Annotated in this window: 18 protein-coding genes, 2 pseudogenes and 1 riboswitch; of the genes and pseudogenes, 10 read left to right on the forward strand and 10 right to left on the reverse strand. The window is 63.0% G+C overall.

The annotated features are described in order from the left end of the window. Nucleotide 1: 1 nt before the first annotated feature. From AC0V8S_RS20450 to AC0V8S_RS20470, 5 genes and pseudogenes are all read left to right on the forward strand, one after another. Nucleotides 2-973, forward strand: coding sequence for a type II secretion system F family protein (locus AC0V8S_RS20450; RefSeq protein ID WP_475432974.1), 972 nt, complete (start codon nucleotides 2-4; stop codon nucleotides 971-973). A gap of 1,111 nt (nucleotides 974-2,084) precedes the next feature. Beyond that, nucleotides 2,085-2,444 (forward strand): annotated as a pseudogene (locus AC0V8S_RS20455) (PA3715 family protein); the annotation flags it as partial. Between the two features lie 82 nt (nucleotides 2,445-2,526). After that, complete coding sequence (locus tag AC0V8S_RS20460; RefSeq protein WP_475438760.1) at nucleotides 2,527-2,721, forward strand: hypothetical protein; 195 nt, start codon at nucleotides 2,527-2,529, stop codon at nucleotides 2,719-2,721. Between the two features lie 305 nt (nucleotides 2,722-3,026). Then, complete coding sequence (locus AC0V8S_RS20465; protein WP_475432976.1) at nucleotides 3,027-3,500, forward strand: hypothetical protein; 474 nt, start codon at nucleotides 3,027-3,029, stop codon at nucleotides 3,498-3,500. A 173-nt stretch (nucleotides 3,501-3,673) separates the two neighbouring features. After that, nucleotides 3,674-4,849: a GGDEF domain-containing protein gene (locus AC0V8S_RS20470; protein ID WP_475432977.1), complete on the forward strand. Its 1,176-nt coding sequence runs from the start codon at nucleotides 3,674-3,676 to the stop codon at nucleotides 4,847-4,849. Here the strand turns inward: AC0V8S_RS20470 and gcvP are convergent, their stop codons facing one another. From gcvP to gcvT, 3 genes are read right to left on the reverse strand one after another with little or no spacing between them, the layout of a single operon-like run. Then, nucleotides 4,850-7,663 carry an aminomethyl-transferring glycine dehydrogenase gene (gene gcvP, locus AC0V8S_RS20475; protein WP_475432979.1) on the reverse strand — a complete coding sequence of 938 codons (2,814 nt, stop codon included), beginning with the start codon at nucleotides 7,661-7,663 and terminating at the stop codon, nucleotides 4,850-4,852. It lies immediately after the preceding gene. A 14-nt stretch (nucleotides 7,664-7,677) separates the two neighbouring features. Further along, the gene (gene gcvH / locus AC0V8S_RS20480; RefSeq protein ID WP_096446562.1) at nucleotides 7,678-8,046 is read right to left on the reverse strand and encodes a glycine cleavage system protein GcvH; all 369 of its coding nucleotides are present in this window, start codon (nucleotides 8,044-8,046) and stop codon (nucleotides 7,678-7,680) included. 5 nt (nucleotides 8,047-8,051) lie between these two features. Continuing rightward, on the reverse strand, nucleotides 8,052-9,152 hold the full coding sequence (gcvT, locus tag AC0V8S_RS20485) for a glycine cleavage system aminomethyltransferase GcvT (protein ID WP_475432980.1): 1,101 nt from the start codon (nucleotides 9,150-9,152) through the stop codon (nucleotides 8,052-8,054). 149 nt (nucleotides 9,153-9,301) lie between these two features. Further along, a riboswitch (glycine riboswitch) is annotated at nucleotides 9,302-9,388 on the reverse strand. A 239-nt stretch (nucleotides 9,389-9,627) separates the two neighbouring features. Here gcvT and AC0V8S_RS20490 point away from each other — a divergent pair. Both AC0V8S_RS20490 and AC0V8S_RS20495 read left to right on the forward strand, forming a co-directional pair. Further along, on the forward strand, nucleotides 9,628-10,629 hold the full coding sequence (locus AC0V8S_RS20490; RefSeq protein WP_475432982.1) for a hypothetical protein: 1,002 nt from the start codon (nucleotides 9,628-9,630) through the stop codon (nucleotides 10,627-10,629). Nucleotides 10,630-10,813: 184 nt separating this feature from the next. After that, nucleotides 10,814-11,164, forward strand: coding sequence for a hypothetical protein (locus AC0V8S_RS20495; RefSeq protein ID WP_475432984.1), 351 nt, complete (start codon nucleotides 10,814-10,816; stop codon nucleotides 11,162-11,164). 82 nt (nucleotides 11,165-11,246) lie between these two features. Here AC0V8S_RS20495 and AC0V8S_RS20500 read toward each other — a convergent pair whose 3' ends face one another. From AC0V8S_RS20500 to AC0V8S_RS20530, 7 genes and pseudogenes are all read right to left on the reverse strand, one after another. Next, nucleotides 11,247-12,038 carry a molybdopterin-binding protein gene (locus tag AC0V8S_RS20500; protein ID WP_475432986.1) on the reverse strand — a complete coding sequence of 264 codons (792 nt, stop codon included), beginning with the start codon at nucleotides 12,036-12,038 and terminating at the stop codon, nucleotides 11,247-11,249. A gap of 1 nt (nucleotide 12,039) precedes the next feature. Then, on the reverse strand, nucleotides 12,040-12,921 hold the full coding sequence (locus tag AC0V8S_RS20505) for a cytochrome b/b6 domain-containing protein (protein WP_475432987.1): 882 nt from the start codon (nucleotides 12,919-12,921) through the stop codon (nucleotides 12,040-12,042). A gap of 97 nt (nucleotides 12,922-13,018) precedes the next feature. Further along, on the reverse strand, nucleotides 13,019-13,696 hold the full coding sequence (locus AC0V8S_RS20510; RefSeq protein ID WP_475432989.1) for a DUF1345 domain-containing protein: 678 nt from the start codon (nucleotides 13,694-13,696) through the stop codon (nucleotides 13,019-13,021). 31 nt (nucleotides 13,697-13,727) lie between these two features. Further along, nucleotides 13,728-14,198 (reverse strand): YaiI/YqxD family protein, encoded by a 471-nt coding sequence (locus AC0V8S_RS20515; protein WP_475432990.1) that lies wholly within the window; start codon nucleotides 14,196-14,198, stop codon nucleotides 13,728-13,730. After that, on the reverse strand, nucleotides 14,195-14,524 hold the full coding sequence (locus AC0V8S_RS20520; RefSeq protein ID WP_475432992.1) for a hypothetical protein: 330 nt from the start codon (nucleotides 14,522-14,524) through the stop codon (nucleotides 14,195-14,197). The genes AC0V8S_RS20515 and AC0V8S_RS20520 overlap by 4 nt, the downstream gene beginning before the upstream one ends. A gap of 4 nt (nucleotides 14,525-14,528) precedes the next feature. Next, the gene (gene gfa, locus AC0V8S_RS20525) at nucleotides 14,529-15,098 is read right to left on the reverse strand and encodes an S-(hydroxymethyl)glutathione synthase (protein WP_475432994.1); all 570 of its coding nucleotides are present in this window, start codon (nucleotides 15,096-15,098) and stop codon (nucleotides 14,529-14,531) included. A gap of 67 nt (nucleotides 15,099-15,165) precedes the next feature. Beyond that, nucleotides 15,166-16,241, reverse strand: a pseudogene (locus AC0V8S_RS20530) (S-(hydroxymethyl)glutathione dehydrogenase/class III alcohol dehydrogenase). On the opposite strand from AC0V8S_RS20530, the gene AC0V8S_RS20535 reads away from it, so the two are divergent. The 3 genes from AC0V8S_RS20535 (at nucleotide 16,170) to dnaE (ending at nucleotide 22,138) form a co-directional block, all read left to right on the forward strand. After that, the gene (locus tag AC0V8S_RS20535) at nucleotides 16,170-16,409 is read left to right on the forward strand and encodes a hypothetical protein (RefSeq protein ID WP_475438761.1); all 240 of its coding nucleotides are present in this window, start codon (nucleotides 16,170-16,172) and stop codon (nucleotides 16,407-16,409) included. The pseudogene AC0V8S_RS20530 and the gene AC0V8S_RS20535 sit on opposite strands and share 72 nt — an antisense overlap. An 83-nt stretch (nucleotides 16,410-16,492) precedes the next feature. Further along, on the forward strand, nucleotides 16,493-18,505 hold the full coding sequence (locus AC0V8S_RS20540) for an acetyl-CoA carboxylase biotin carboxylase subunit (RefSeq protein WP_475432996.1): 2,013 nt from the start codon (nucleotides 16,493-16,495) through the stop codon (nucleotides 18,503-18,505). A 105-nt stretch (nucleotides 18,506-18,610) separates the two neighbouring features. Next, nucleotides 18,611-22,138, forward strand: coding sequence for a DNA polymerase III subunit alpha (gene dnaE, locus AC0V8S_RS20545; protein ID WP_475432998.1), 3,528 nt, complete (start codon nucleotides 18,611-18,613; stop codon nucleotides 22,136-22,138). Nucleotides 22,139-22,156 lie beyond the last annotated feature (18 nt).

Raw genomic sequence — 22,156 nt, forward strand, 5'->3', positions numbered from 1 at the left:
CATGCAGGGCTTCATCGAGTTCCTCGCCTCGCTTGCGCCGACCTCCCTGATACCGGTGGCCATCCTGCTTTTGGCCCTGGGCAGCGTCGCGGTCGCGTGGCCGATGGTCATGGCGAAGGGCGACCGCAACGAGGTGAAGCGCCGGCTCAAGGTCGACAAAAGTGCGGTGACCGCGAAACCGGAGCCGCTGCAGAAGAAGAACACAGGCGTCGTGCGCGAGAAGGCGGTCAAGCGGGCGCAGGAGTTCTACGCCAAGAGCGATCCGGAAAATGTCGCCCGGTTGCGCATGAAGCTGATCCAGGCCGGCTATATGGAGCCGCGCGCCGTCGGCACGTTCTTCATCATCCGCTTCTCGGCGCTGGTCGGCGCCGCGATCGGCGCCTTTGTCCTCAACCAGTGGATGGCCAGCGCCGAAGCGACGATGGCCAGCCGCTGGGCGTTCGTCATCCTGTCGGGCGTGGCCGGCTATTTCCTGCCTGGCCTGGTGCTGACCCAGAAGGTGCGCGAGAAGATGCGCGAATACCGCAACGGCTTTCCCGATTTCATGGACCTGATGATCGTCTGCTCGGATGCCGGCATGAGCATGGAGTCCGGCATCGAGCGCGTCTCGAAGGAACTCGCCAAGACCTATCCGGCACTCAGCCAGAATCTGCAGCTGGTGTCGCTGGAACTGCGGGCCGGGCGGAGCCTCGACGACGCGCTGAAGGCGCTCGCCGAGCGCCTCAGCCTGGACGAGGTCCGCTCCTTCGCCACGCTGTTGCAGCAGTCGAAGGAACTCGGCACCAGCCTGTCGGGCGCGCTGCGCGTCTTCTCCGACGAAATGCGCCACAAGCGCATGTCGCTGGCCGAGGAAAAGGCGCACGCCTTGCCGGCCAAGATGTCGATACCGGTGACGGTGTGCATCCTGCCGGTGGTGCTGATGATCGCGGTCATTCCAATCATCGTCAAAATGACGAACGGCCAGTTTCACTGATGTTCAGAGGCGGCCATACAGTGAGTCTATACGGGGCGAAGAGGGATTAAAGTGCACTGTCACCGTAATTCTTAGTGTCCAATTCTCAAATGCCCAGACAATTGGCGACCTACGAGGATGGTTTGGCAACATTGCGGGTCACGGCGGGCTTGGGCTCGGTGGGTCCATGGACTACTTTACTGGAGATAGTCCTCATGGTCAGGTGACGGGCGGCGGCGCAACGGTAGGGGCTGCAGCAGGCGCATCATTTACCGCCGCAGGAACTTATACGACGGTCTACGATCCATTCGAATAATGGTGAAACATGCTCAAAAGGTTTAGATCTGCGTTGGTGGTAGCTATCGCTACTGCCTGGATAGCAGCCGTTTGCCGCAAATACACTACTAGACAATACATACGTAGGGTATCCAAGAGTTACTGATCCTGGTAGGGGGGGGCTAATTTTCCCTTATAGCGTCAAGGGTATTGTTGTTTACGTAACTTATGAGCAGATGTATGTCTTGTCTATTTTAAGATATGTCACAATAATATCTGGAATACTTATGGTTGTACTTGTCTTTATAAATTATTTCTTTCCTTTTAGAAAGAATGACAAACCCAATCGGTGATCTGTGTGCAATCGGCCATCAGGTGCTGGCAGAAAAAACCGTTCTTAGGTCTTAGCAATGCTGTCTCTGTTCCAGACAAGGGCGCTTCTGACGCACTTCAATCGCGCCAGGATGTTTTCCAACTGAGAATCCGAATTACGGTGAAGGGAATTACCCGCAATTCGGCATTGCCAGTGGGAAGCAGGCGCGCCCGAACGCTTGGATGAGGTTTACGGATACTTGCAAACTCAGCAAATGAGAGTCGACAAATCCAGAGCAGGGGCCGACAACCATCATCCCGCCCCAACGCGGCCCTGCGACATGAGAACTCCATGCGAATACTGTTTCTTGCCCTCGCTCTGGCCGCCGCCGGCCTGTCGCCAGCCCACGCGGCTGCCGACGATTGCGGTGATACCGCCGCGCTGTTGCGGCAGGCTTATCCCAAGGTTCAGAAAAGCGCCGACGGCCGCTCGTTCACGCTCGAACCGCATACCAGCATCCCGCTCGCGGTCCCGCAGGACGGTATGCCGGGCCTGGTCTGCAAGGTCTGGCCCGCCCATGACGATCTGTTGCTGGTCGCGGTGCCGCTGATCGACAGTGTCCAATCCGTCGACGGCCAGCATGTTGGCGATATCGAGCTTCTGGTCGTCGACAGGAAGACCTTGCAGGTGCGTCAGCGCCTGCTCCAGCCCAGGCTGATGAACGACGATGCCGTCGCCATCCGTGGCATCGAATTCGATACCGCCCGTTATGGGCTGGCGCCCGGTGTCACCGCCTTCGGCCTGCGCATCGACATGGCCAATCATTCGCAGCCCAATCCCTTCAATGAAACCGACCTGCGGCTCTACGCCGTCGCCGGCAACGCCCTGCACGGGGTGCTCGACGGCCTCGTCGTGGCCGGCTTTGGCGGCGAAGGCGACACCAATTGCGCGGGATCCTTTTCATTCGAGCCAGGTCAGCCTGGCGATGAGCCCGACGATCCATCGCGGCTACCACGACATCATCGCGGTCGAGCGAAAGGATACCGACGAGCCGGCTCCCGACAAGGATGGCGAGTGCCAGTCCCATCCCGGCAAGTCCGTGAGCCGGACCTACCGGCTGCGCTATGACGGCAGCCGCTATCCGGTTCCGGCGGCGCTCAAGGCCATGGACCCGCCGTGAGAGCGCCGCTCGCGTCTGCTTGAGGCGTCAGAGACCGTTTGGAAATTCTACTCCGGCGGCCATCTGAAGGCGGTTTCTGCGCTTCCGGTGCTCACAGACCTGAATGTCCGCTGCGCTCCGGTTCTCGAAACCACCATCATATGACTCGCCAGAGCGAATTTCGAAACGGTCTCTCGCGGTCCAGTGGTTAATGGCCGGTATTCCCGAGCCCTAATCTTGGATGCATTTCGGCACCGAAGCTTAACCGCTGTGCTGTAGTGTCTTTCCCGAAGAACGACCCGACAAATCGGGCGACGGGGCAGGGCATGCGTCAGATAAAATTTGCGGCGGTGGCCACGATGGGGGCCGTCTTGATGATCACCGGGTGCACGACGAACAACAACGTCGACACGACCAAGACGACCGCGATCCAGCCGGCGGCCAGGGATGTCGACACATCCGATCTGGCGCAAGGCAAGGCGCAGTTTCGCGACGCCAATTATGGTCTCGCCGAACAGCATTTCCGCAAGGCCGTCGAGCTGAAGGCCGACAATGCCGAGGCCTGGATGGGGCTCGCCGCCTCCTATGACGAGCTCGGCCGCTTCGACTTTGCCGACCGTGCCTATGGCCAGCTCTTGAAGGTCGCCGGCCGCAAGCCGCAGATCGTCAACAATATGGGCTATTCGCAACTGTTGCGCGGCAACAAGAAGAAGGCCAGGGCGCTGCTGCTCGAGGCGAAGGCCGGCATGGCCGACCCGACGGTCGTCAACGCCAATCTCGCACTGCTGAACAAGGGCTGATGCGCGTTTGATCCTCGCTTCTGCCTTGGTGCGATTTCCAGACAGGCGGTGTCGACGCTTTGTAAACCGTAACCGCAGCTTGGGTCGAAAGATCGGCTGAAAACCATGTCCGAGGGCAGCCGCTGACCTAGAATGCGGCGTAACCGCCGACGCTCGAGAGGCCTCCGCCCGAAATGTTGGATTTCAGTTCGCTCCTGCTCGCGGCCGCGCTGTCGGGCACCTGCCTGGCCGTCACCATGTTTGCCATCTGGCTCACCGCGCCGCGGGCGCGTTTCGTGCTGACGGTGGCGTGCGGCATCCTCGTGCTTGTCGCGCATGTGATCCTGTTCTGGCGCTACACCAAGGGGCCCGATCCGCTGCTTTGCCAGATCGCGCTGGCGCTGCTCAGCCTGGGCTTCCTGATCCTCTGCATTTCGGCCATGCAATATCTCGGCGTGCCGGAACACAGGCGTGCGATCCTGCCGACACTTGCCGCCATGGCGATCTGCGCGGCCGTGACCTTCCTCGGTCTTGACGGTGTCGGCTTCATCGTCACCTACGCGACGGTCACCGTCCTGCTGTCGACGATCGGAGCCATGTTCTGGGTCAATGGCAGTCACGATCGCCGGATCCTGCTGGTGGTTTCGTTCCTGAGCGGCACCTGTGCGGTGTCGTTTGCCCTTTGCGGCGCGGTTCTGATGGCCAAGGGGCAGTGGACGCTGGGGGCGGCGCCCGACAACTGGGCCGAACGTCTGAATTCCGTCGTTGCGGTGGCCTGCATGACCGGCCTCGGCGCCTTGACGCTCTCGCTTCACCATCTGCAGGCACAGATAGAGCTGAAGGCCGAAACCATGACCGATCCATTGACCGGGCTGATGAACCGTCGCGGGTTGATGTCGCTCCACGGCGAGCGGCAGTTCGGCCCGTTCATGGCGGTCGTCATGTTCGACCTCGATCATTTCAAGAGGACCAACGACGTCTACGGTCACCCGGTCGGGGACCAGGTCCTGTGCCGCTTCGCCGCCGTCATCCGGAAATATGCCAGGACCGGCGTCGACGCCTTTCGCCTGGGCGGCGAGGAGTTCGCCGTCGTCATGTCGCGGATGACGGAAGAGCGCGCCTATGATCTCGCCAGCAAGATCGGCGTTGCCTTCGGCACCGAAGTCGTTGCCACACCGCACGGTCCGTTGCGCAGCACGGTCAGCGGCGGCATCGGCTTTGGCAGCGCCGACGGCAGCAGCCTCGACGAGGTGCTGGCCGAAGCGGACGCCGCGCTCTACGCCGCCAAGCGCGCCGGCCGCAATTGCGTCATCAGCCATAGAAGGATGGGCAAGGCCGAACCGGTCAAGCCGGCCTTGCGCTCAGCGTAGCTATTCAGCCGCTCCCAAATAATCCGACAGCGGCGGGCAGGAGCAGACCAGATTGCGGTCACCGGCGACATTGTCGATGCGCGACACGGGCGGCCAGTATTTGGCCGCCGTGTCGGCGTCGCCGGCGGGATAGGCCGCTTCCAGGCGCGAGTAGGGATGGGTCCACTGGCCGGCCAGCGTCTCGGCGGCGGTGTGCGGTGCGTTGACCAGCGGATTGTCGGTCAAAGGCCACTCGCCCCTGGCAACTTTCGCCGCTTCGCCCGCAATGGCGATCATCGCTTCGCAGAAACGGTCGAGCTCGCGCTTGGGCTCGGATTCCGTCGGCTCGACCATCAGCGTGCCGGCGACCGGGAACGACATGGTCGGCGCGTGGAAGCCGTAGTCGATCAGGCGCTTGGCGATATCGTCGACGCTGATGCCGGCGCTGTCCTTGAGCACGCGGGTGTCGAGGATGCATTCATGCGCGATACGATCGTGCCGGCCCTTGTAAAGCAGCGGGAAGTGCGGCGCGAGCCGTGTCGCCACGTAGTTGGCCGAGATGATGGCGGTCTCCGTCGCCTGCTTCAGGCCGGCTGCGCCCATCATGCGGATATACATCCAGGTGATCGGCAGGATGGAGGCGCTGCCGAAGGGTGCTGCCGACACGGCATGCGCGGAGCCTTCGGTGACATGGCCCGGCAGATAGGGTTTCAGGTGCGCCCTGACGCCGATCGGGCCGATGCCGGGGCCGCCGCCGCCATGCGGGATGCAGAAGGTCTTGTGCAGGTTCATATGGCAGACATCGGCGCCGATATCGGCGGGCCGGGCGAGCGCGACCAGCGCGTTGAGGTTGGCGCCGTCGAAATAGACCTGGCCGCCATGCTCGTGAATGAGGGCGCACAGGTGGCGGGCGCCTTCTTCGTAGACGCCGTGCGTCGAGGGATAGGTGAACATCAGCGCCGCGAGATTTTTGGAATGCTCGTTGGCCTTGGCCCGCATATCGTCCATGTCGATATTGCCGTCTTCCAGGCAGCGCACGACGACAACGCTCATGCCGACCATCGCCGCACTGGCCGGATTGGTGCCATGCGCGGAGGAGGGGATCAGACAGACGGTGCGATGACCTTCGCCGCGCGAGCGGTGATAGGCGCGGATGGCGAGCAGGCCGGCATATTCGCCCTGGCTGCCGGCATTGGGCTGCAGGCTGACCGCGTCGAAGCCAGTGATTTCCGACAGCCAGCCTTCCAGCTCGCCGATCATGGCGCGGTAGCCGGCCGAATGGCTGGCCGGTGCGAAAGGATGCAGATTGGCGATGCTTGGCCAGCTTACCGGCATCATTTCGGCCGCCGCATTGAGCTTCATGGTGCAGGACCCGAGCGGAATCATGGAGCGGTCGAGCGCCAGATCCTTGTCGGCCAGCCGGCGCAGCAGGCGCATCATGTCGGTTTCCGACTTGTTCTCGTTGAAGACCGGCTGGGTCAGAAACTCTTTTCCACGCGGCTTGCCGGGAACGGTGCTGTCGGCTGAAGCGGCGGCCTTGGCGCCGAACAGGGAAGCGATCGCGTCGAGATCGGCTTCGGTCGAGGTCTCGTCAAAGGCGATGCCAACATGGTCGGCGTCGAGGACGCGCAGCAGCCGGCCGGCCTTTTCGGCGGCGGCGGCGATCTCAGCGGCCTTACCTTTCGCCGCCACCGTCACCGTGTCGAAGCGGTGGGCGCCGAGCACCGAAACGCCGGCCGCCTTGAGGCCGCTTGCGAGACGGTTGGCGAGCGCGTGGATGCGCCCGGCAATCGCCTGCAGCCCGGCGGGGCCGTGCCAGATCGCATAGGCCGTCGCCATGTTGGCGAGCAGGGCCTGCGCGGTGCAGATGTTGGACGTGGCCTTGTCGCGGCGGATATGCTGCTCGCGCGTCTGCAAGGCCAGGCGATAGCCGGGTCGGCCCTTGCTATCCGTGGACTGGCCGACCAAGCGGCCGGGCATCAGGCGCGTCAGCCTGTCGGAAACGGCGCAATAGGCGGCGTGCGGGCCGCCAAAGCCCATCGGCACGCCGAACCGCTGCATCGGGCCGACGGCGATGTCGGCGCCGAGTTTCGCCGGCGCATCGGTCAGCGTCAGGCCAAGCGGATCGGCGATGAAGACGACCAGCGCGCCGGTGGCGCGGGCCTTGTCGATCGCGGCCTTGTGGTCGCCATAGACGCCGAACGTGTCGGGCCAGGAGACGAGCAAAGCGGCCGTGTTGTCGTCGATCGTCTCGCCGTCGATCTCGATGCCGAGCGGTTCGGCGCGGGTGCGCACCACATCCAGCGTCTGCGGGTGCGGCGTGCCGGCGAACGCCACCTTGGTGCGCTTGTCGCGGTGGTGGCGCAGCGCAATGCCGACCGCTTCGGCGACCGCGGTTGCTTCATCGAGCAGCGAGGCCGATGCCACCGGCAGGCCGGTCAATTCGGTGACCAAGGTCTGGAAATTGAACAGCATTTCCAGACGACCCTGGCTGATCTCGGCCTGATAGGGCGTATAGGCGGTGTACCAGGCCGGATTCTCGAACAGATTGCGCTGGATGACCGGCGGCACATGGACGCCGTGATAGCCGGCGCCGATGAAGCTCTTCAGCACCGTATTCCCAGCCATGATCGCCGACAATTCGGCCAGCGCTTCGGCCTCGCTGGCTGGCGCCGGCAGGGTCAGCGGCAGGTCGAGGCGGATCGACTGCGGCACGGCCTGGCTGATCAGCGTTTCGACGGAGGGAACGCCGATCACCGCAAGCATGGCTCGGACGTCGTTGACACCAGGACCGATATGGCGGGCCGAGAAGGGGGTGAGTGCTGTGGTCATCATCTCTAGTCCTGATTTCAGGCGATATGGGCTTTGTAGGCGGCCTCATCCATGAGGCCGGCGAGTTGGCTTTCGTCCGCGAGCTTCATCTTCCACAGCCAGCCGGCGCCGGTGGCGGCCGAGTTGACCAGCGACGGATCGGAAGACAGCGTGCCGTTGGCCTCGGTGATCTCGCCGTCGACCGGCGCGTAGACGTCGGAGGCCGCCTTGACGGATTCGACCACGACGGCGGTGTCGCCCTTGGCCAGCTTCTTTCCCGTTTCCGGCAGTTCGACGAAAACGAGGTCACCGAGCTGCTCCTGCGCGTAGTCGGTGATGCCGACGGTGGCGATGCCGCCTTCGACGCGGAGCCACTCGTGATCTGCGGTAAAATAGGTCGTTGCCATCGGGATTATCCTTTGCGGTAGCGATGAGGAGTAAAAGGCAAGGGGTTGATTTCGATCGGGATTTTTGTCCCGCGAACATCGGCGAAGAGTTTTGCGCCCGGCTTGGCCAAAGCGGACGGGACGTAGCCCATGGCGACGGGATGGCCGGCCGAGGGACCGAAGCCGCCCGATGTGACGTGGCCGGCGGGATTGCCGTCGGCGTCGAACAGAGCAGCACCGGCGCGTACCGGCTGGCGGCCTTCCGGCTTCAGGCCAACGCGCTTTTGCGCCGGGCCGCGTTCCACGGCGTCGCGCAAGGCGTCTGCACCGATGAAGGCGCCGGAAGCGCGGATGTCCTTGGGGATTGCCCACATCAGCGCGGCTGCGGCCGGGTCGGTCTCTGGCGTGATGTCCTGGCCATGCAGGCAAAGCCCGGCCTCCAGCCGCAGGCTGTCGCGCGCGGCAAGGCCGATCCACAGCACGCGCTCATCTTGCAGCAGCTTCGCGACAAGGGCGCGCGCATCGGCTTCAGGCAGGCCGATCTCGAAACCGTCCTCGCCGGTATAGCCGGACCGGCTCATGAACCAGTTCTTGCGCGGCTCGACACCGTGCATGAACAGCAGCGAGCCAGTCTCGATGCCGGCGCGGGATAGCACGGCCCAGGCCTCGGGCCCCTGGATGGCCAGGAAGACGCGGTCGAGCGGCTCAACCTTCACATCGAAATCAGCGGCCAGCGCGCGCAAATGCTTTTCGTCGGCAACGGCGTTGCCGGCATTGGCGACCACCATGAACCTGGTGTCGCCGAGCCTTGTGACGATCAGGTCGTCGAGGATGCCACCGGCCTCGTTGAGGAAGAAGGACAGTTTGGATTGCGAGATTTCGAGCGCGCCGGCGTCCAGCGGGCAGGCGCGGTTGAGCAGCGCGACCGCTTGCGGCCCGCTGACCTCGAACAGTTTCATGTGCGAGATGTCGAACAGGCCCGCATGCTCGCGGGTATGCAGGTGCTCCTTCATGACGCCGGCAGGATAGGTCAGCGGCATCGACCAGCCGGCAAAGGCGCCGAAGCGCGCACCGGCGGCTGCGTGGATATCTTCGAGGGGAAGGTGTTTGTTGTCGTCGCCCGTCATGTCGTCTCCAGAGTCGCACGCAATCGGCCGCGAATGGCGACCAGTCCGTGCCCCTCTGTCTGAAGCCTGAGAGACTCGCGCAACCGGAACTCTGTCAGCGGCGCTTACACCTTCGGCGCGGGGGCAAGCCCCGACTTTCCAGAGTGTCTTTCCCGTCTACGGTTCTTTTGCCTGAGAGATTTCGGGCGATTTCCCCTTCGGCGGCAGCTCTCGCTGCTCTCTCCCGCAAACAGGTAGGACTCAGAACCGAGCCCTCGACGCGCCATCCATAGCCCGTCGGCGACACCTTGTCACCTCCCAGCGACATCAAAGGTGCGTTGATATTCAGCCAGCCTGCAAATGGCTGACCTGAATCTCTACACACCTAAAGCGCGTCGCGCCGACAAGTCTTCGCTAACCACGCCGTTTGCCGGTTTTTCAAGACACTCCTGATATATCGGGCCCATGTAACGCTTTGGGGCGGACGGGGACGACAATGGGCGAACTGATCATGAGCGCGCCGGTGGCAGGGCTGACGTCGAAGAATCGCATTGCCTCCGAAGATGTGGTGATGCTGCGCCGCGACGTGTTCGCCGATGGCGTGGTGACGCGAGGCGAGGCCGAGGCGTTGTTTGCGCTCGACCAGACGGCGCGGGACAAGTGCGCCGAGTGGGCGCCGTTCTTCGTCGAGGCGGTGACCGACTACATCGTCCATCAGGAAAAGCCGTCCGGCTACATCTCGCAGGACAATGCCGACTGGCTGGTCCGCATCATCTCGCGCGACGGCATGGTCGACAGCCGCACCGAACTCGAATTGCTGGTCCATGTGCTGGAAGAGGCGAGATCCTCGCCGGGCAAGCTTTGCGTCTATGCGCTGGAGCAGGTCGCCCATGCCGTCATCGACGGCAAGGGGCCGCTGATGTTGGGTGGCGCGCTGGTGCCCGGACTGATCGCCAAGGCGGAAGTCGAGCTGCTGCGCCGCATCCTCCACGCCCATGGCGGCGACGGCAACATCGCCATCACCCGCGGCGAGGCCGAGGTGCTGTTCAAGATCAACGAACAGACCGCACAGGCCAAGAACGATCCGTCCTGGAACGATCTGTTCGTCAAGGCGATCGCCAATTTCGTCATGTGCTCGGCCGGTTATGAAGCGCCGACCCGCGATGTGGCGCTGCGTCAGGAAAGCTTCCTCGAACACGCCGATCCGCAAATCGGCGGCTTCTTCAGCCGCATGGTCTCGGGCGGCCTTGCCGGCATCATCGAGGCTTACCGGTCCCCCGATGACATCGAGGCCGAGTGGGAAGCCAAGAACAGGGCGGCCGAGGCCCTGGCCCGCCGCGCCGAGACGATCGACGCCGGCGAAGCCAAATGGCTTGTCGAGCATATCGGGGCGAACCGGCCTTTGTACGAGAATGAGCGCGCGCTGCTGACCCTCATCAAGCATGCCTCGCCGGAGATCCATCCGGCGTTGAAGCCGCTGCTCGACAAGGTCGCCTGAGAGAACAAGCTTCCAATTCGCGGCACCCCTCTCGGTTTCGATAGGGTTAATCGGCCATGAAATTCCTCTAGTGTCGGGCGGGGACGTCCACTCTGGGGAGTACAAATATGACCGTGCTTCGTAAGATGCTTGCGCTTGCACTCGCCTTTGGCCTTGGCTCGACAACGCTGGCCTTCGCCGGCGGATGACGCCGCAACAACAGGCCGACGCGCGCACCAAAGTCGAAACAGCCGTGGCGCTGGCCAACATCGCCAAGGCTGACAAGGACGGCGAGGCGATGCTCGTCGCAGCCAGAATGCTGGCCGAGGCCGGCCCGGTGGCCGAGCAGGGTGCCAAAGTGACGGACGGCAAGCCGACGCTCATGGACACCGGCAAGATGGCCAAGATGGCTAAGGACATGGGCGCCGACGCCAAGAAGGCTGATGCCGTCGCCAGCATGGCAACGTCGAACGGCGAAACGGCGCGCAGCGATGGCTATTGGTATTACAGCTGCGATTCCTACAACAACTGTCAGTGGATCTACGCCGGCTATTGAGCAGGGCCGGGGGGCTCAATCATAGCAGGCGTTCGTGATCGGCCCGTGGCTTCCACGGGCCGATCATCTTTTTGTGTTGAGGCTAGATCCCGCCATACCAGTCGTAGCCATTGTCTTCCCAATAGCCGCCACGGCCGCCGCCGACATTGGCGAAGCCGTCGACCAGTTCGATCTTGTAGAGATATTTCGGCATCTTGTAGCCGAGCTGGCGCTCGACGCGGACGCGCAGCGGCGCGCCGTTCTCGACCGGCAGCGGCTTGCCGTTCAGGCCGTAGGCGAGGATCGTTTGCGGATGGCGGGCGTCGATCAGGTCGATCGTGCCGTAATATTTGATGTCGCCGGACAGGCTGCGGTCGATCGTGTCGAGGCAATGGAACATGACGTAGCGCGCCTGCGGCTTGACCACCGCCTGGTCGAGCACCAGCGATAGCGGCGTACCAGTCCATTTGGCGATGCAGCTCCAGCCTTCGACGCAGTCGTGGCGGGTGATCTGGGTGCGGCTCGGCATGTTCTGAAGCTGTTCGCGGGTGAGCGACAGCGGCTTTTCGACGAGGCCCGAGACTTCCAGGCGCCAGTCGGCGAAATTGTTGGCGAGCAGGCCCTTGTAGGTGTCGTCGTCAGGGGCGGTGACGCCGTTCGGCCGCTGCGGCTGGCGGATGTCGGCCTCGGTGAATTCCGGCGCCAGCGCGTCGCGGCCAGCAAGCAGGCGTTGCGCGCGGTACGTCAGGCCATTGGCGTTTTCGAGGAAACTGCGCAGGCCGCTGCCGATGCTCAACTGGCTGTCGAAGGCGTCGCAGCCCGACAGCATGATGCCGGAGGCGCCGAGGCTGGCGGCGGTCAGGAATTTCCGGCGGCTGATCTGGAATTTTGCCATGTCAGGCACTCCTCTCGGTCGTCTTGTCGTCATGCGCGGGAGGGTCGGTGCGGTACCAGCCGGTGATGATCGAGCGCAGTTCGTTGATCGGGCCGGCGGCCAGGATCATTAGGATGTGGATGATGAAGAAGCCGACGAGCAGCAGCATGACGGTGAAATGGATGGTGCGCGCCGTCTGCCGGCCGCCGAGCACCTCGTTGAGGAACGGCAGCACCGAATTCATGCTGGGCGACATGGCAAGGCCGGTGATGATCATCAGCGGCAACAGCACGAACAGCACCCCGCCATAAGCCATCTTCTGCAGCGTGTTGTATTCGCGTGTGTGATGGAATTTCAGCTTGGCGTGGTCGACGATGTCGCGCGGCAGGCGCTTGAGGTCGTCGAGGCGCGGGGCGAGATCGCGCCTGATATGACCGTTGATCAGGCTGGCGACCAGCCAGACGATCAAGGTCGTCGTCAGGATCCAGGCAAAGAAGAAATGGATGACGCGGGCGGTGCCGAGATCATAGTAGGACGGGATGGTCGCCCAGGACGGGAAACCGCGCGCCGTCTCGTTGCCTGGCGGACCCGACCAGCCGAGCACGCCCGTCGTGTTGAAGCGGTGCCCCAAGATTTCTGTGTAGCCGCGCGGACCGGCATCGGTGTTCACGGCGCCGATTTCGAAGATGGTGTTGTTGTAGCCGAAGCCGGATTGCTTGCCGATGTAGAGCTGTGGCCGGGCGTTGAAGATCTGCAGGCCGGAAAGCAGCATGAAGAACAGCGAAATGGCCCAGATCCAGTGCGTCAGCCGCGTCCAGCGCGATTGCCGGTAGATCAGTGTGCTGTTGCTCGACACGGGGGCGTCCGGCCCGGTGGCGGATCGGCTTCTGGCAACCGATTCCATCTTGTCTCGTCTCCCGGCCTCGCGGCGTGGCCTGTGCGCTCATTGTCCTCCTGATACGTCGCGATCCAAACCGATGTTTCATCCGATCACGGATTTATTACGGACTACCCAGGCTGACGGCGAGATTGACGGCGGCGGCGACGATGACGGTGTTGAAAAAGAACGACAGGATGGAATGAACAAGCACGACGCAACGCATATGCGTGGTCGAGATGTTGGTGTCGGCAGTCTGCGCCGTCATGCCGATGACGGTCGAGAAGTAGAGGAAATCCCAACCTTCGGGCCGCTTGTCGCCTGGGAAAAGCAATCCGCCGACCGGGATTTTCTTCTTTGTTTCAGCGTCCACAGCATCGCCGTCCATCCAGTAGACATGCGCATAGTGCAGTGCCGCCATGGCATGGATGGTGAACCAGCCAAGCGGGATCGATAGCAGCGCGAAACCGAGCTCGACGGAATTGCCTCTGTCCTTCTGATTGATCAGCAGGAACAACGAGATAACGGCGACCACAACGACGACAAGCGTCACCGCGAAGATGACCAGCACTGGCATGTCGGTGGCGCGCGCATACTTGCTCAGATACTTGCCGGTGAACGTTGGCATCTGGCTGACGACAAGAATGATGTAAGTGGCGAAAAATGCGTTGGCGCCGATCGAATAGGCGAGCGGGGCGTGCAGCAGCAACGCCACAACAAACGCCACAGCACCGAAACACGCCGACATTGCGAACAGCATATGGCGCTGCATGGGTTTCTGGATCGGAGGTTCGGCGGCCATGGCGGTCTCCACCCTTGATGGCGCTCGGTTTCTAGCCGGGTGTGGCGGATTTCAGGGCGCGCCGCAAGATGCGGTCGAGTTCGCCGAGGAACCGCGAGCGGTCCTGCGGCGCGAAGGAGGCGTTATAGCCCTTGCTTTCGCCGGTCTCGCGCAGATGCTGCTTAAGGTCGCGCATCGCCACCGCCATGCCGATGGTTTCGGGCGTGAACGGGCGCCCGGTTGGCCCAAGCACATGCGCGCCCAGCGCCACGGCGCGAGCGGCGAGTGGAATATCCGCGGTCACCACGACATCATTGGATTTAGCATTCTCGACGATCCAGTCGTCCGCGGCATCGGCGCCCTTGGAGACCACGACGTTGCGGATCATCGGATCGCGCGATGGCCGCAGGCCGCCATTGGAGACGTAGGTGACGACGACGCCAAGACGCTCGGCGACTTTTTCCACCTCGGCCTTGACCGGGCAGGCATCGGCGTCGACGTAGATGGCAGGGCGCTCATTCATGCTTGCGTGATACCGTCCTCGACGACGATCTCGGCTTCCTTGTCGACCATATGTTCACGCATAACCAACTCGGCTTCCCTTACTGCTCTTTTCACATAAGGGCCTCTGGCGCTGAATGTGATTTCGTCGACACAGCTATCGATTTCGCCGATATCAATGCTGACGCGTTTGTTGTGACGAAATGTTCGCCAGAGGTCTTCGCCGAAATTGCGAATACGGTGGATGTCCGAGGCTTGCCAGTCGCGAAATTTGATGCGGATCATGACCATCAGGTTGCAGCTTTCGCGCGGCCGATGCGGGCCGAGTCCGAAACGACCGGCCCGCAACCATTCAGGCCGGCAAAGCGCCGGACTTCTTCGCCGTCCATGTGGCGATATAATCCATCAGGCCGGGGTTGAGGCAGTCATAGGGTTCCAGCCCGATTGTCTTCAGCCGCGCCCGGATGCCGTCCATCCGCTTTGGATCGACGCCGGATTCGATGATCGACGAGACGAAGGCGGTGAAGCCCGGCGGCGACCAGCCATCTTCGACGAAGCGCTCGGGGTGGATGAAGGTCAGCCCCTTGAACGGATGGTCGCGCTCGACCGGGCCGTGCATGTGGACACCGCAGCCGGTGCAGGCATGACGCTGGATCAGCGCTGAGGGGTCAACCACCTTGAGCTTGTCGCCATTCTCGGTGACGGTGACATCGCCGGTGCCGGCCACGGCAACCACCGAGAACACCGCGCCGTCCGGCTTCCAGCACTTGGTGCAGCCGCAGGCATGGTTGTGGGCGATCTGCCCCTTGACCTTCACCTTGACCGGCTTGCTGGTGCAGGCGCAGACCAGCGTGCCGCCGGCAAAGCTCGCGCTCTCCTTCGGCAGGCCATTGTCGATTTTCGGATGCAGTTTCTCCGCCATTCTTTTCTCCTCCCAGTTGTGAACCACAGAGGTCGCTGGCCGGTCGGTCGGCGGCGTGTGGCTTGCTTCAGTAAACGACGACGCTGCGGATCGACTTGCCCTCATGCATGAGGTCGAACCCCTTGTTGATGTCTTCCAGCTTCAGCAGATGGGTGATCATGGGATCGATCTGGATTTTGCCGTCCATGTACCAGTCGACGATGCGCGGCACGTCGGTGCGGCCGCGCGCGCCGCCAAAGGCGGTGCCCATCCAGGTACGGCCGGTGACCAACTGGAACGGCCTGGTCGAAATCTCCTGGCCGGCGCCGGCGACGCCGATGATGACCGACTTGCCCCAGCCGCGATGCGAGGCTTCCAGCGCCTGGCGCATCACCTTGGTGTTGCCGGTGCAGTCGAACGTGTAGTCGGCGCCGCCGATCTGGTCGGCGCCGCGCTTGGTCATGTTGACGAGGTGCGGGACGATGTCGGCGTCAATCTCCTTCGGATTGACGAAATGCGTCATGCCGAACCGCTCGCCCCATTCCTTCTTGTCGTTGTTCAAGTCGACGCCGATGATCATATCTGCACCGGCCAGCTTGAGGCCCTGGATAACATTGAGGCCAATGCCGCCGAGGCCGAAGACGACGGCGGTCGCGCCTTGCTCGACCTTGGCGGTGTTGATGACGGCACCGATGCCGGTGGTGACGCCGCAGCCGATGTAGCAGATCTTGTCGAAGGGAGCGTCGGGATTGACCTTGGCCAGCGCGATCTCGGGCAGCACGGTGAAGTTGGAGAAGGTCGAGCAGCCCATATAGTGGAAGATCTTGTCCTTGCCGATCGAGAAGCGCGACGAACCGTCGGGCATCAACCCTTGCCCCTGCGTGGCACGGATGGCGGTGCACAGGTTGGTCTTGCGCGACAGGCAGGACGGGCACTGACGGCATTCCGGGGTGTAGAGCGGGATGACGTGGTCTCCCTTCTTGACCGAGGTGACGCCCTTGCCGACATCGACCACGACGCCGGCGCCCTCATGGCCGAGAATGGCCGGGAACGCCCCTCGGGATCGGCGCCCGACAGTGTGAACTCGTCGGTGTGGCAGATGCCGGTCGCCTTGATCTCGACCAGCACCTCGCCATCGCGCGGACCGTCGAGGTCGACCTCCATGATCTCCAGCGGCTTTCCGGCGGCGACAGCGACAGCGGCGCGGGTTTTCATAAGGCGTCCTCCAAATGCGAATTTTTTTCCAAGGTTTCAGGTTTTCTCGACACGATCAACTGGAAGCTGATGCCGAGAAAGGGCCACAGCGATGAATTGGAATCGCAAATCGATTGAAAGCCAGTGATTTGCACGGTCGGCTTGACCCCGCAAGCACAGGCCATAAAAGGAACGACCGACCGGAGGGGAATGACCTCAGCATGTTCACGAAAATCCTGATCGCCAATCGTGGCGAGATCGCCTGTCGCGTCATCAAGACGGCGCGCAAGATGGGGATCGCCACGGTCGCCGTCTATTCCGATGCCGATCGCGATGCCGTGCATGTCGAGATGGCCGACGAAGCGGTGCATATCGGGCCTTCGCCGGCCGCGCAGAGTTATTTGCTGCCTGAAAAGATCATCGCCGCCTGCAAGGAAACCGGCGCGCAGGCCGTGCATCCCGGCTATGGCTTCCTGTCCGAGCGCGCCGCCTTTTGCGAAGCGCTGGAAGCGGAAGGCATCGTCTTCATCGGCCCAAAACCCAAGGCCATCAAGGCGATGGGCGACAAGATCGAATCGAAGAAATTCGCCAATGCCGCCAAGGTTTCCACCGTGCCCGGCTGGCTCGGCGTCATCGAGAATGCCGATCATGCCGAAAAGATCGCCGGCGAGATCGGCTATCCCGTGATGATCAAGGCCTCGGCCGGTGGCGGCGGCAAGGGCATGCGCATCGCCTGGGACCAGTCGGAAGTGCGCGACGGCTTTGATCGGGCGCGCTCGGAGGCCAAGAGCTCGTTCGGCGACGACCGCGTCTTCATCGAGAAATTCGTCGTCGATCCGCGCCATATCGAGATCCAGGTGCTGGCCGACGCGCATGGCAATGCGCTCTATCTCGGCGAGCGCGAATGCTCGATCCAGCGCCGCAACCAGAAAGTCGCGGAAGAGGCGCCATCGCCGTTCCTCGATGCCAAGACGCGCAAGGCCATGGGCGAGCAGTCGGTGGCGTTGGCCAGGGCCGTCGACTACCAGAGCGCCGGCACGGTCGAGTTCATCGTCGACAAGGACAAGAACTTCTATTTCCTTGAAATGAATACACGATTGCAGGTCGAGCATCCGGTGACCGAACTCGTCACCGGCATAGATCTGGTCGAACAGATGATCCGCGTCGCCGCCGGCGAAAAGCTCTCGATAAAGCAGAGTGACATCAAGCTGAAGGGTTGGGCGGTGGAAAGCCGGCTCTACGCCGAGGATCCCTATCGCAATTTCCTGCCGTCGATCGGCCGGCTGACGCGCTACCGGCCACCGGAGGAGGGGCAATTCGGCGACATCGTCATCCGCAACGACACCGGCGTCACCGAAGGCTCGGAGATTTCGATGTTCTACGACCCGATGCTCGCCAAATTGTGCACCTGGGCGCCGACACGGCTCGAGGCGATCGATGCCATGTCGGAAGCGCTCGACAGTTTTGTCGTCGACGGCATCGAGCACAACATCCCGTTCCTGGCGGCGCTGATGCAGCATCCGCGCTGGCGGGAAGGGGCGATATCGACCGGCTTCATCGCCGAGGAATATCCCGACGGTTTTGCGCCCGTTGTTCCGAACAGCGAGGAAAAGGCCGTGCTGGCCTCGATCGTCACTGCCGTGGAGCTGCTGCGCCGCGACCGGCTCGACCGGCTGGGCGGGCGGCTCGCACCGCATTCGGGAGTGCTCAAGCGCGACTGGGTGGTGAAGCTCGGCGACGACTATCTCCGGGCATCCATCCTCGAAGGCATGATTTCCATCCCGATGCAGATCGACCTGTCGATCGAAGGCGGCAAGGCGCTGACCGTTTCATCCGACTGGCGGCCGGGCGACCTGATCTGGCGCGGCACAGTCGGCAAGCGCTCCGTTGTCGCCCAGATCCGGCCTGTCGCCAACGGTCTTCGCATCGCCTGGAAAGGCATGTCGGTGACCGCCCGCGCCATGCTGCCGCGCATCGCCGAGCTCGAACGGCTGATGCCGGAGAAGGTGGCACCGGACACGTCGAACCTGTTGCTCTGCCCGATGCCCGGCCTCGTCGTGTCGATCGCCGTTGTCGAAGGCCAGGAGGTCAAAGCCGGCGAGACGCTGGCCGTGGTCGAGGCAATGAAAATGGAAAACGTGCTGCGGGCGGAGCGCGATCTCATCGTGTCGAAGCTCAACGCCAAGCCGGGCGACAGTCTTGCCGTTGATGCAGTGATCATGGAATTCGCCTGAAGAGGCGGAAGCCTGTGATTGTCGGTCGTTTGTGCTGGACTGGTATCGCCAGGTCCCGGACAATACATCTCCATCGACTCAAAGCCTTCGACTGCGCGAGAAACCATGGCGGATGACAGACTTCGACGCGACCCACTGAAGCGCGAAGCCGCGATTGCCGCCGCGCGGCCGGAGACGCCGGCGCGGCCGTTCGTGCATCTGCGCGTGCATTCGGCCTATTCGCTGCTCGAGGGCGCGCTTCAGCTCGGCAAGATCGTCGGTCACGCCGTCAAGGACGAAGCCCCGGCGATCGCCGTCACCGACACTAACAATTTGTTCGGTGCGTTGGAGTTCGCACAGAAGGCAGTGAAGGACGGCATCCAGCCGATCATCGGCTGCCAGACCGCACTCGCCTTTTCCGGTGAAAACAGCGACGGCCAGCGCGACCGCCGCCGGCAGGGCCCGGAGATGCGGCCGGTCGTGCTGCTCGCCGCGACCGAAGCCGGCTATTCCAACCTGGTCAGGCTGGTAAGCCGCGTCTATCTGGAAACACCGCCCGGCGAGGCGGTGCACCTGACAACCGAGATGCTGGAGGGCAAGGCCGATGGGCTGATCTGCCTCAGCGGCGGGCCGCGCGGCCCGATCGGCAACGCCTTGAAGGAGGATCGCCGCGATCTGGCCGAGGTGCGGCTTTTGACGCTGAAGGCGCTGTTTGGCGACCGGCTCTATGTCGAATTGGACCGGGTTGCCGGTTACGACCGGGTCATCGAACATCAGACAATCGATCTCGCCTACGCGCATGAACTTCCGCTCGTTGCCACCAATGAGGCGTTTTTCTCCTCGCGCGATGATTATGAGGCGCATGACGCGCTGATCGCCATCGCCGAGGGCTCCGTCGTCGCCGTCGACACTCGCCGGCGACTGTCGCCGGACAATTTCCTGCGCAGCCAGGCCGACATGGCAAAGCTGTTCGCCGACCTGCCGGAAGCGATCGACAACACGGTCGAGATCGCACTGCGTTGCTCCTACTATCCAAAGACCCGCAGCCCGATCCTGCCGCGCTTCACCGGCGGCGATGCCTCCGACAAGGATGCGGCCGAAAAGGCCGAGGCCGCGGAACTCGCCCGCCAGGCGCGCGAGGGGCTCGACGCGCGGCTCGCTTTGCACGGACCAACGCCGGGCTACACGGTCGAGCAATATCGCGAACGGCTCGAATTCGAGCTCGGCATCATCGAGAAGATGAAATTTCCGGGCTACTTCCTGATCGTTGCCGACTTCATCAAATGGGCCAAGGCGCAAGGCATTCCGGTCGGACCGGGCCGTGGTTCGGGCGCCGGATCGCTGGTCGCCTATTCGACGACCATCACCGATATCGATCCGCTGCGCTTCTCCCTGCTGTTCGAGCGCTTCCTCAATCCGGACCGCGTGTCGATGCCCGACTTCGACATCGACTTCTGCCAGGATCGCCGCGAAGAGGTGATCCGTTACGTCCAGCAGAAATACGGCCGTGACCAGGTCGGCCAGATCATCACCTTCGGTACCCTGCAGGCCCGCGCCGTGCTGCGCGACGTCGGCCGCGTGCTGCAGATGCCCTATGGCCAGGTCGACAAGCTGTCCAAGATGGTGCCACAGAACCCGGCCAATCCGGTCAAGCTTGCCGACGCAATCGCCAACGAGCCGCGCTTTGCCGAGGAGGCCGAGAAGGAGCCGATCGTCCAGACGCTGCTCGACATGGCGCAGAAACTCGAGGGCCTTTACCGCCACGCCTCGACGCACGCCGCCGGCATCGTCATCGGCGACCGGCCTTTGTCGGAGCTGGTGCCGATGTACCGCGATCCGCGCTCGGACATGCCGGTCACCCAGTTCAACATGAAATATGTCGAGCAGGCCGGCCTGGTGAAGTTCGACTTCCTCGGCCTGAAGACGCTGACCGTGCTGGAGACGGCGGTAAAGCTGATCCGCCGCCGTGGCATCGACATCGATCTGGCCACGATCCCGCTCGACGATCCCGACACATACGCCATGCTCTCGCGCGGCGAAGTGGTCGGCGTGTTCCAGGTGGAAAGTGCCGGCATGCGCAAGGCGCTGATCGGCATGCGGCCCGACTGCATCGAGGACATCATCGCGCTTGTCGCACTGTACCGTCCGGGCCCAATGGAGAACATCCCGACCTACAACGCCAGAAAGCATGGCGAGGAGGAGATGGCGTCGATCCATCCCAAGATCGACCATCTGGTGAAGGAGACGCAGGGCGTCATCGTTTACCAGGAACAGGTGATGCAGATCGCGCAAGAGCTGTCCGGCTATTCGCTCGGCGAAGCCGACCTTCTGCGCCGCGCCATGGGCAAGAAGATCCGCGCCGAGATGGACAAGCAGCGCGAGCGCTTCGTCTCGGGTGCGGTCGAGCGCGGCGTCAGCAAGCCGCAAGCCGACTTCATTTTCGACCTGCTGGCCAAATTCGCCGACTATGGTTTCAACAAGTCGCACGCCGCCGCCTACGCCGTCGTTTCCTACCAGACCGCCTATCTCAAGGCGCATTATCCGGTCGAGTTCCTGGCGGCGTCGATGACGCTCGATATGGGTAACACCGACAAGCTCGCCGACTTCCGCCAGGATGCGCTGCGCCTCGGCATTGAGGTGCTGGCGCCGTCGGTGATGACCAGCTTCCGGCCTTTCGAGGTCGGTGAGAACCGCATCTATTATTCGATGGCGGCGCTGAAAGGTGTCGGCGATGCGGCGGTCGAGCACATCGTTGCGGTGCGTGGCGAAAAGCCGTTCAAGAATCTCGCCGATTTCTGCGAGCGGGTCGATCCCAAGATCGTCGGCAAGCGGGTCTTCGAAAGCCTGATCATGGCCGGCGCGCTCGACTGTTTCGGCCATGACCGCGCCCAGATGATGGCCGGTGTCGAACGGATGATGGGGCTGGCTTCGCTCGCCCAGCAGAATGCCGTTTCCGGCCAGGCCGATATTTTCGGCGCCTCGCTGGGCGCACAGTCGCAGGCGCTCAACCTGCCGGCGACGGATCCATGGCTCGCCGCGGATCGGCTGCACCGCGAATTCCAGGTCGTCGGCTTCTATCTCTCGGCCCATCCGCTCGATGAATACAAGGTGGCTTTGCAGAAGATGCGGGTGCAGAACTGGGCGGAGTTCTCGGCCGCCGTCAAACGCGGCGCTTCCGCCGGTCGCCTGGCCGGTACCGTGACTAGCAAGCAGGAGCGCAAGACGCGCACCGGCAACAAGATGGGCGTGGTGGCGTTTTCCGACACCTCCGGCCAGTACGAGGCCGTGCTGTTCTCCGAAGCATTGGCCCAGTACCGCGACCTCCTGGAAGCCGGCCGCTCCGTCGTCATCACGGTCGCGGCGGAGGACAGGCCCGAGGGCGTCAATTTGCGCATCAACTCCGTGCAATCGCTGGAGGACGAGGCAAGCCGCATCCAGAAGGCGCTGCGCATTTTCGTCAGGAACGACGGACCGGCCTCGATGATCCAGTCCCAGCTCACCCAGCGTGGCGAAAGCCAGGTGAGCATTATCGTGATCAAGGAAGAGGCGCAGGGCGAGGTCGAGATCGCCTTGCAGGGCGGCTACCGCGTCTCGCCGCAGATCGCCTCGGCGATGCGCGCCGTGCCCGGCGTGGTCGAAGTGGAACTGGTCTAGAGCCGATTCGCTGATGGC

Source organism: Mesorhizobium oxytropidicola (assembly GCF_056174625.1).

Coding starts and splice junctions, on each gene's coding strand:
- AC0V8S_RS20450 (WP_475432974.1), top strand. CDS start 2: ATGCAGGGCTTCATCGAGTTCCTCGCCTCGCTTGCGCCGACCTCCCTG.
- AC0V8S_RS20460 (WP_475438760.1), top strand. CDS start 2,527: ATGAGCCCGACGATCCATCGCGGCTACCACGACATCATCGCGGTCGAG.
- AC0V8S_RS20465 (WP_475432976.1), top strand. CDS start 3,027: ATGCGTCAGATAAAATTTGCGGCGGTGGCCACGATGGGGGCCGTCTTG.
- AC0V8S_RS20470 (WP_475432977.1), top strand. CDS start 3,674: ATGTTGGATTTCAGTTCGCTCCTGCTCGCGGCCGCGCTGTCGGGCACC.
- gcvP (WP_475432979.1), bottom strand. CDS start 7,663: ATGATGACCACAGCACTCACCCCCTTCTCGGCCCGCCATATCGGTCCT.
- gcvH (WP_096446562.1), bottom strand. CDS start 8,046: ATGGCAACGACCTATTTTACCGCAGATCACGAGTGGCTCCGCGTCGAA.
- gcvT (WP_475432980.1), bottom strand. CDS start 9,152: ATGACGGGCGACGACAACAAACACCTTCCCCTCGAAGATATCCACGCA.
- AC0V8S_RS20490 (WP_475432982.1), top strand. CDS start 9,628: ATGGGCGAACTGATCATGAGCGCGCCGGTGGCAGGGCTGACGTCGAAG.
- AC0V8S_RS20495 (WP_475432984.1), top strand. CDS start 10,814: ATGACGCCGCAACAACAGGCCGACGCGCGCACCAAAGTCGAAACAGCC.
- AC0V8S_RS20500 (WP_475432986.1), bottom strand. CDS start 12,038: ATGGCAAAATTCCAGATCAGCCGCCGGAAATTCCTGACCGCCGCCAGC.
- AC0V8S_RS20505 (WP_475432987.1), bottom strand. CDS start 12,921: ATGGAATCGGTTGCCAGAAGCCGATCCGCCACCGGGCCGGACGCCCCC.
- AC0V8S_RS20510 (WP_475432989.1), bottom strand. CDS start 13,696: ATGGCCGCCGAACCTCCGATCCAGAAACCCATGCAGCGCCATATGCTG.
- AC0V8S_RS20515 (WP_475432990.1), bottom strand. CDS start 14,198: ATGAATGAGCGCCCTGCCATCTACGTCGACGCCGATGCCTGCCCGGTC.
- gfa (WP_475432994.1), bottom strand. CDS start 15,098: ATGGCGGAGAAACTGCATCCGAAAATCGACAATGGCCTGCCGAAGGAG.
- AC0V8S_RS20540 (WP_475432996.1), top strand. CDS start 16,493: ATGTTCACGAAAATCCTGATCGCCAATCGTGGCGAGATCGCCTGTCGC.
- dnaE (WP_475432998.1), top strand. CDS start 18,611: ATGGCGGATGACAGACTTCGACGCGACCCACTGAAGCGCGAAGCCGCG.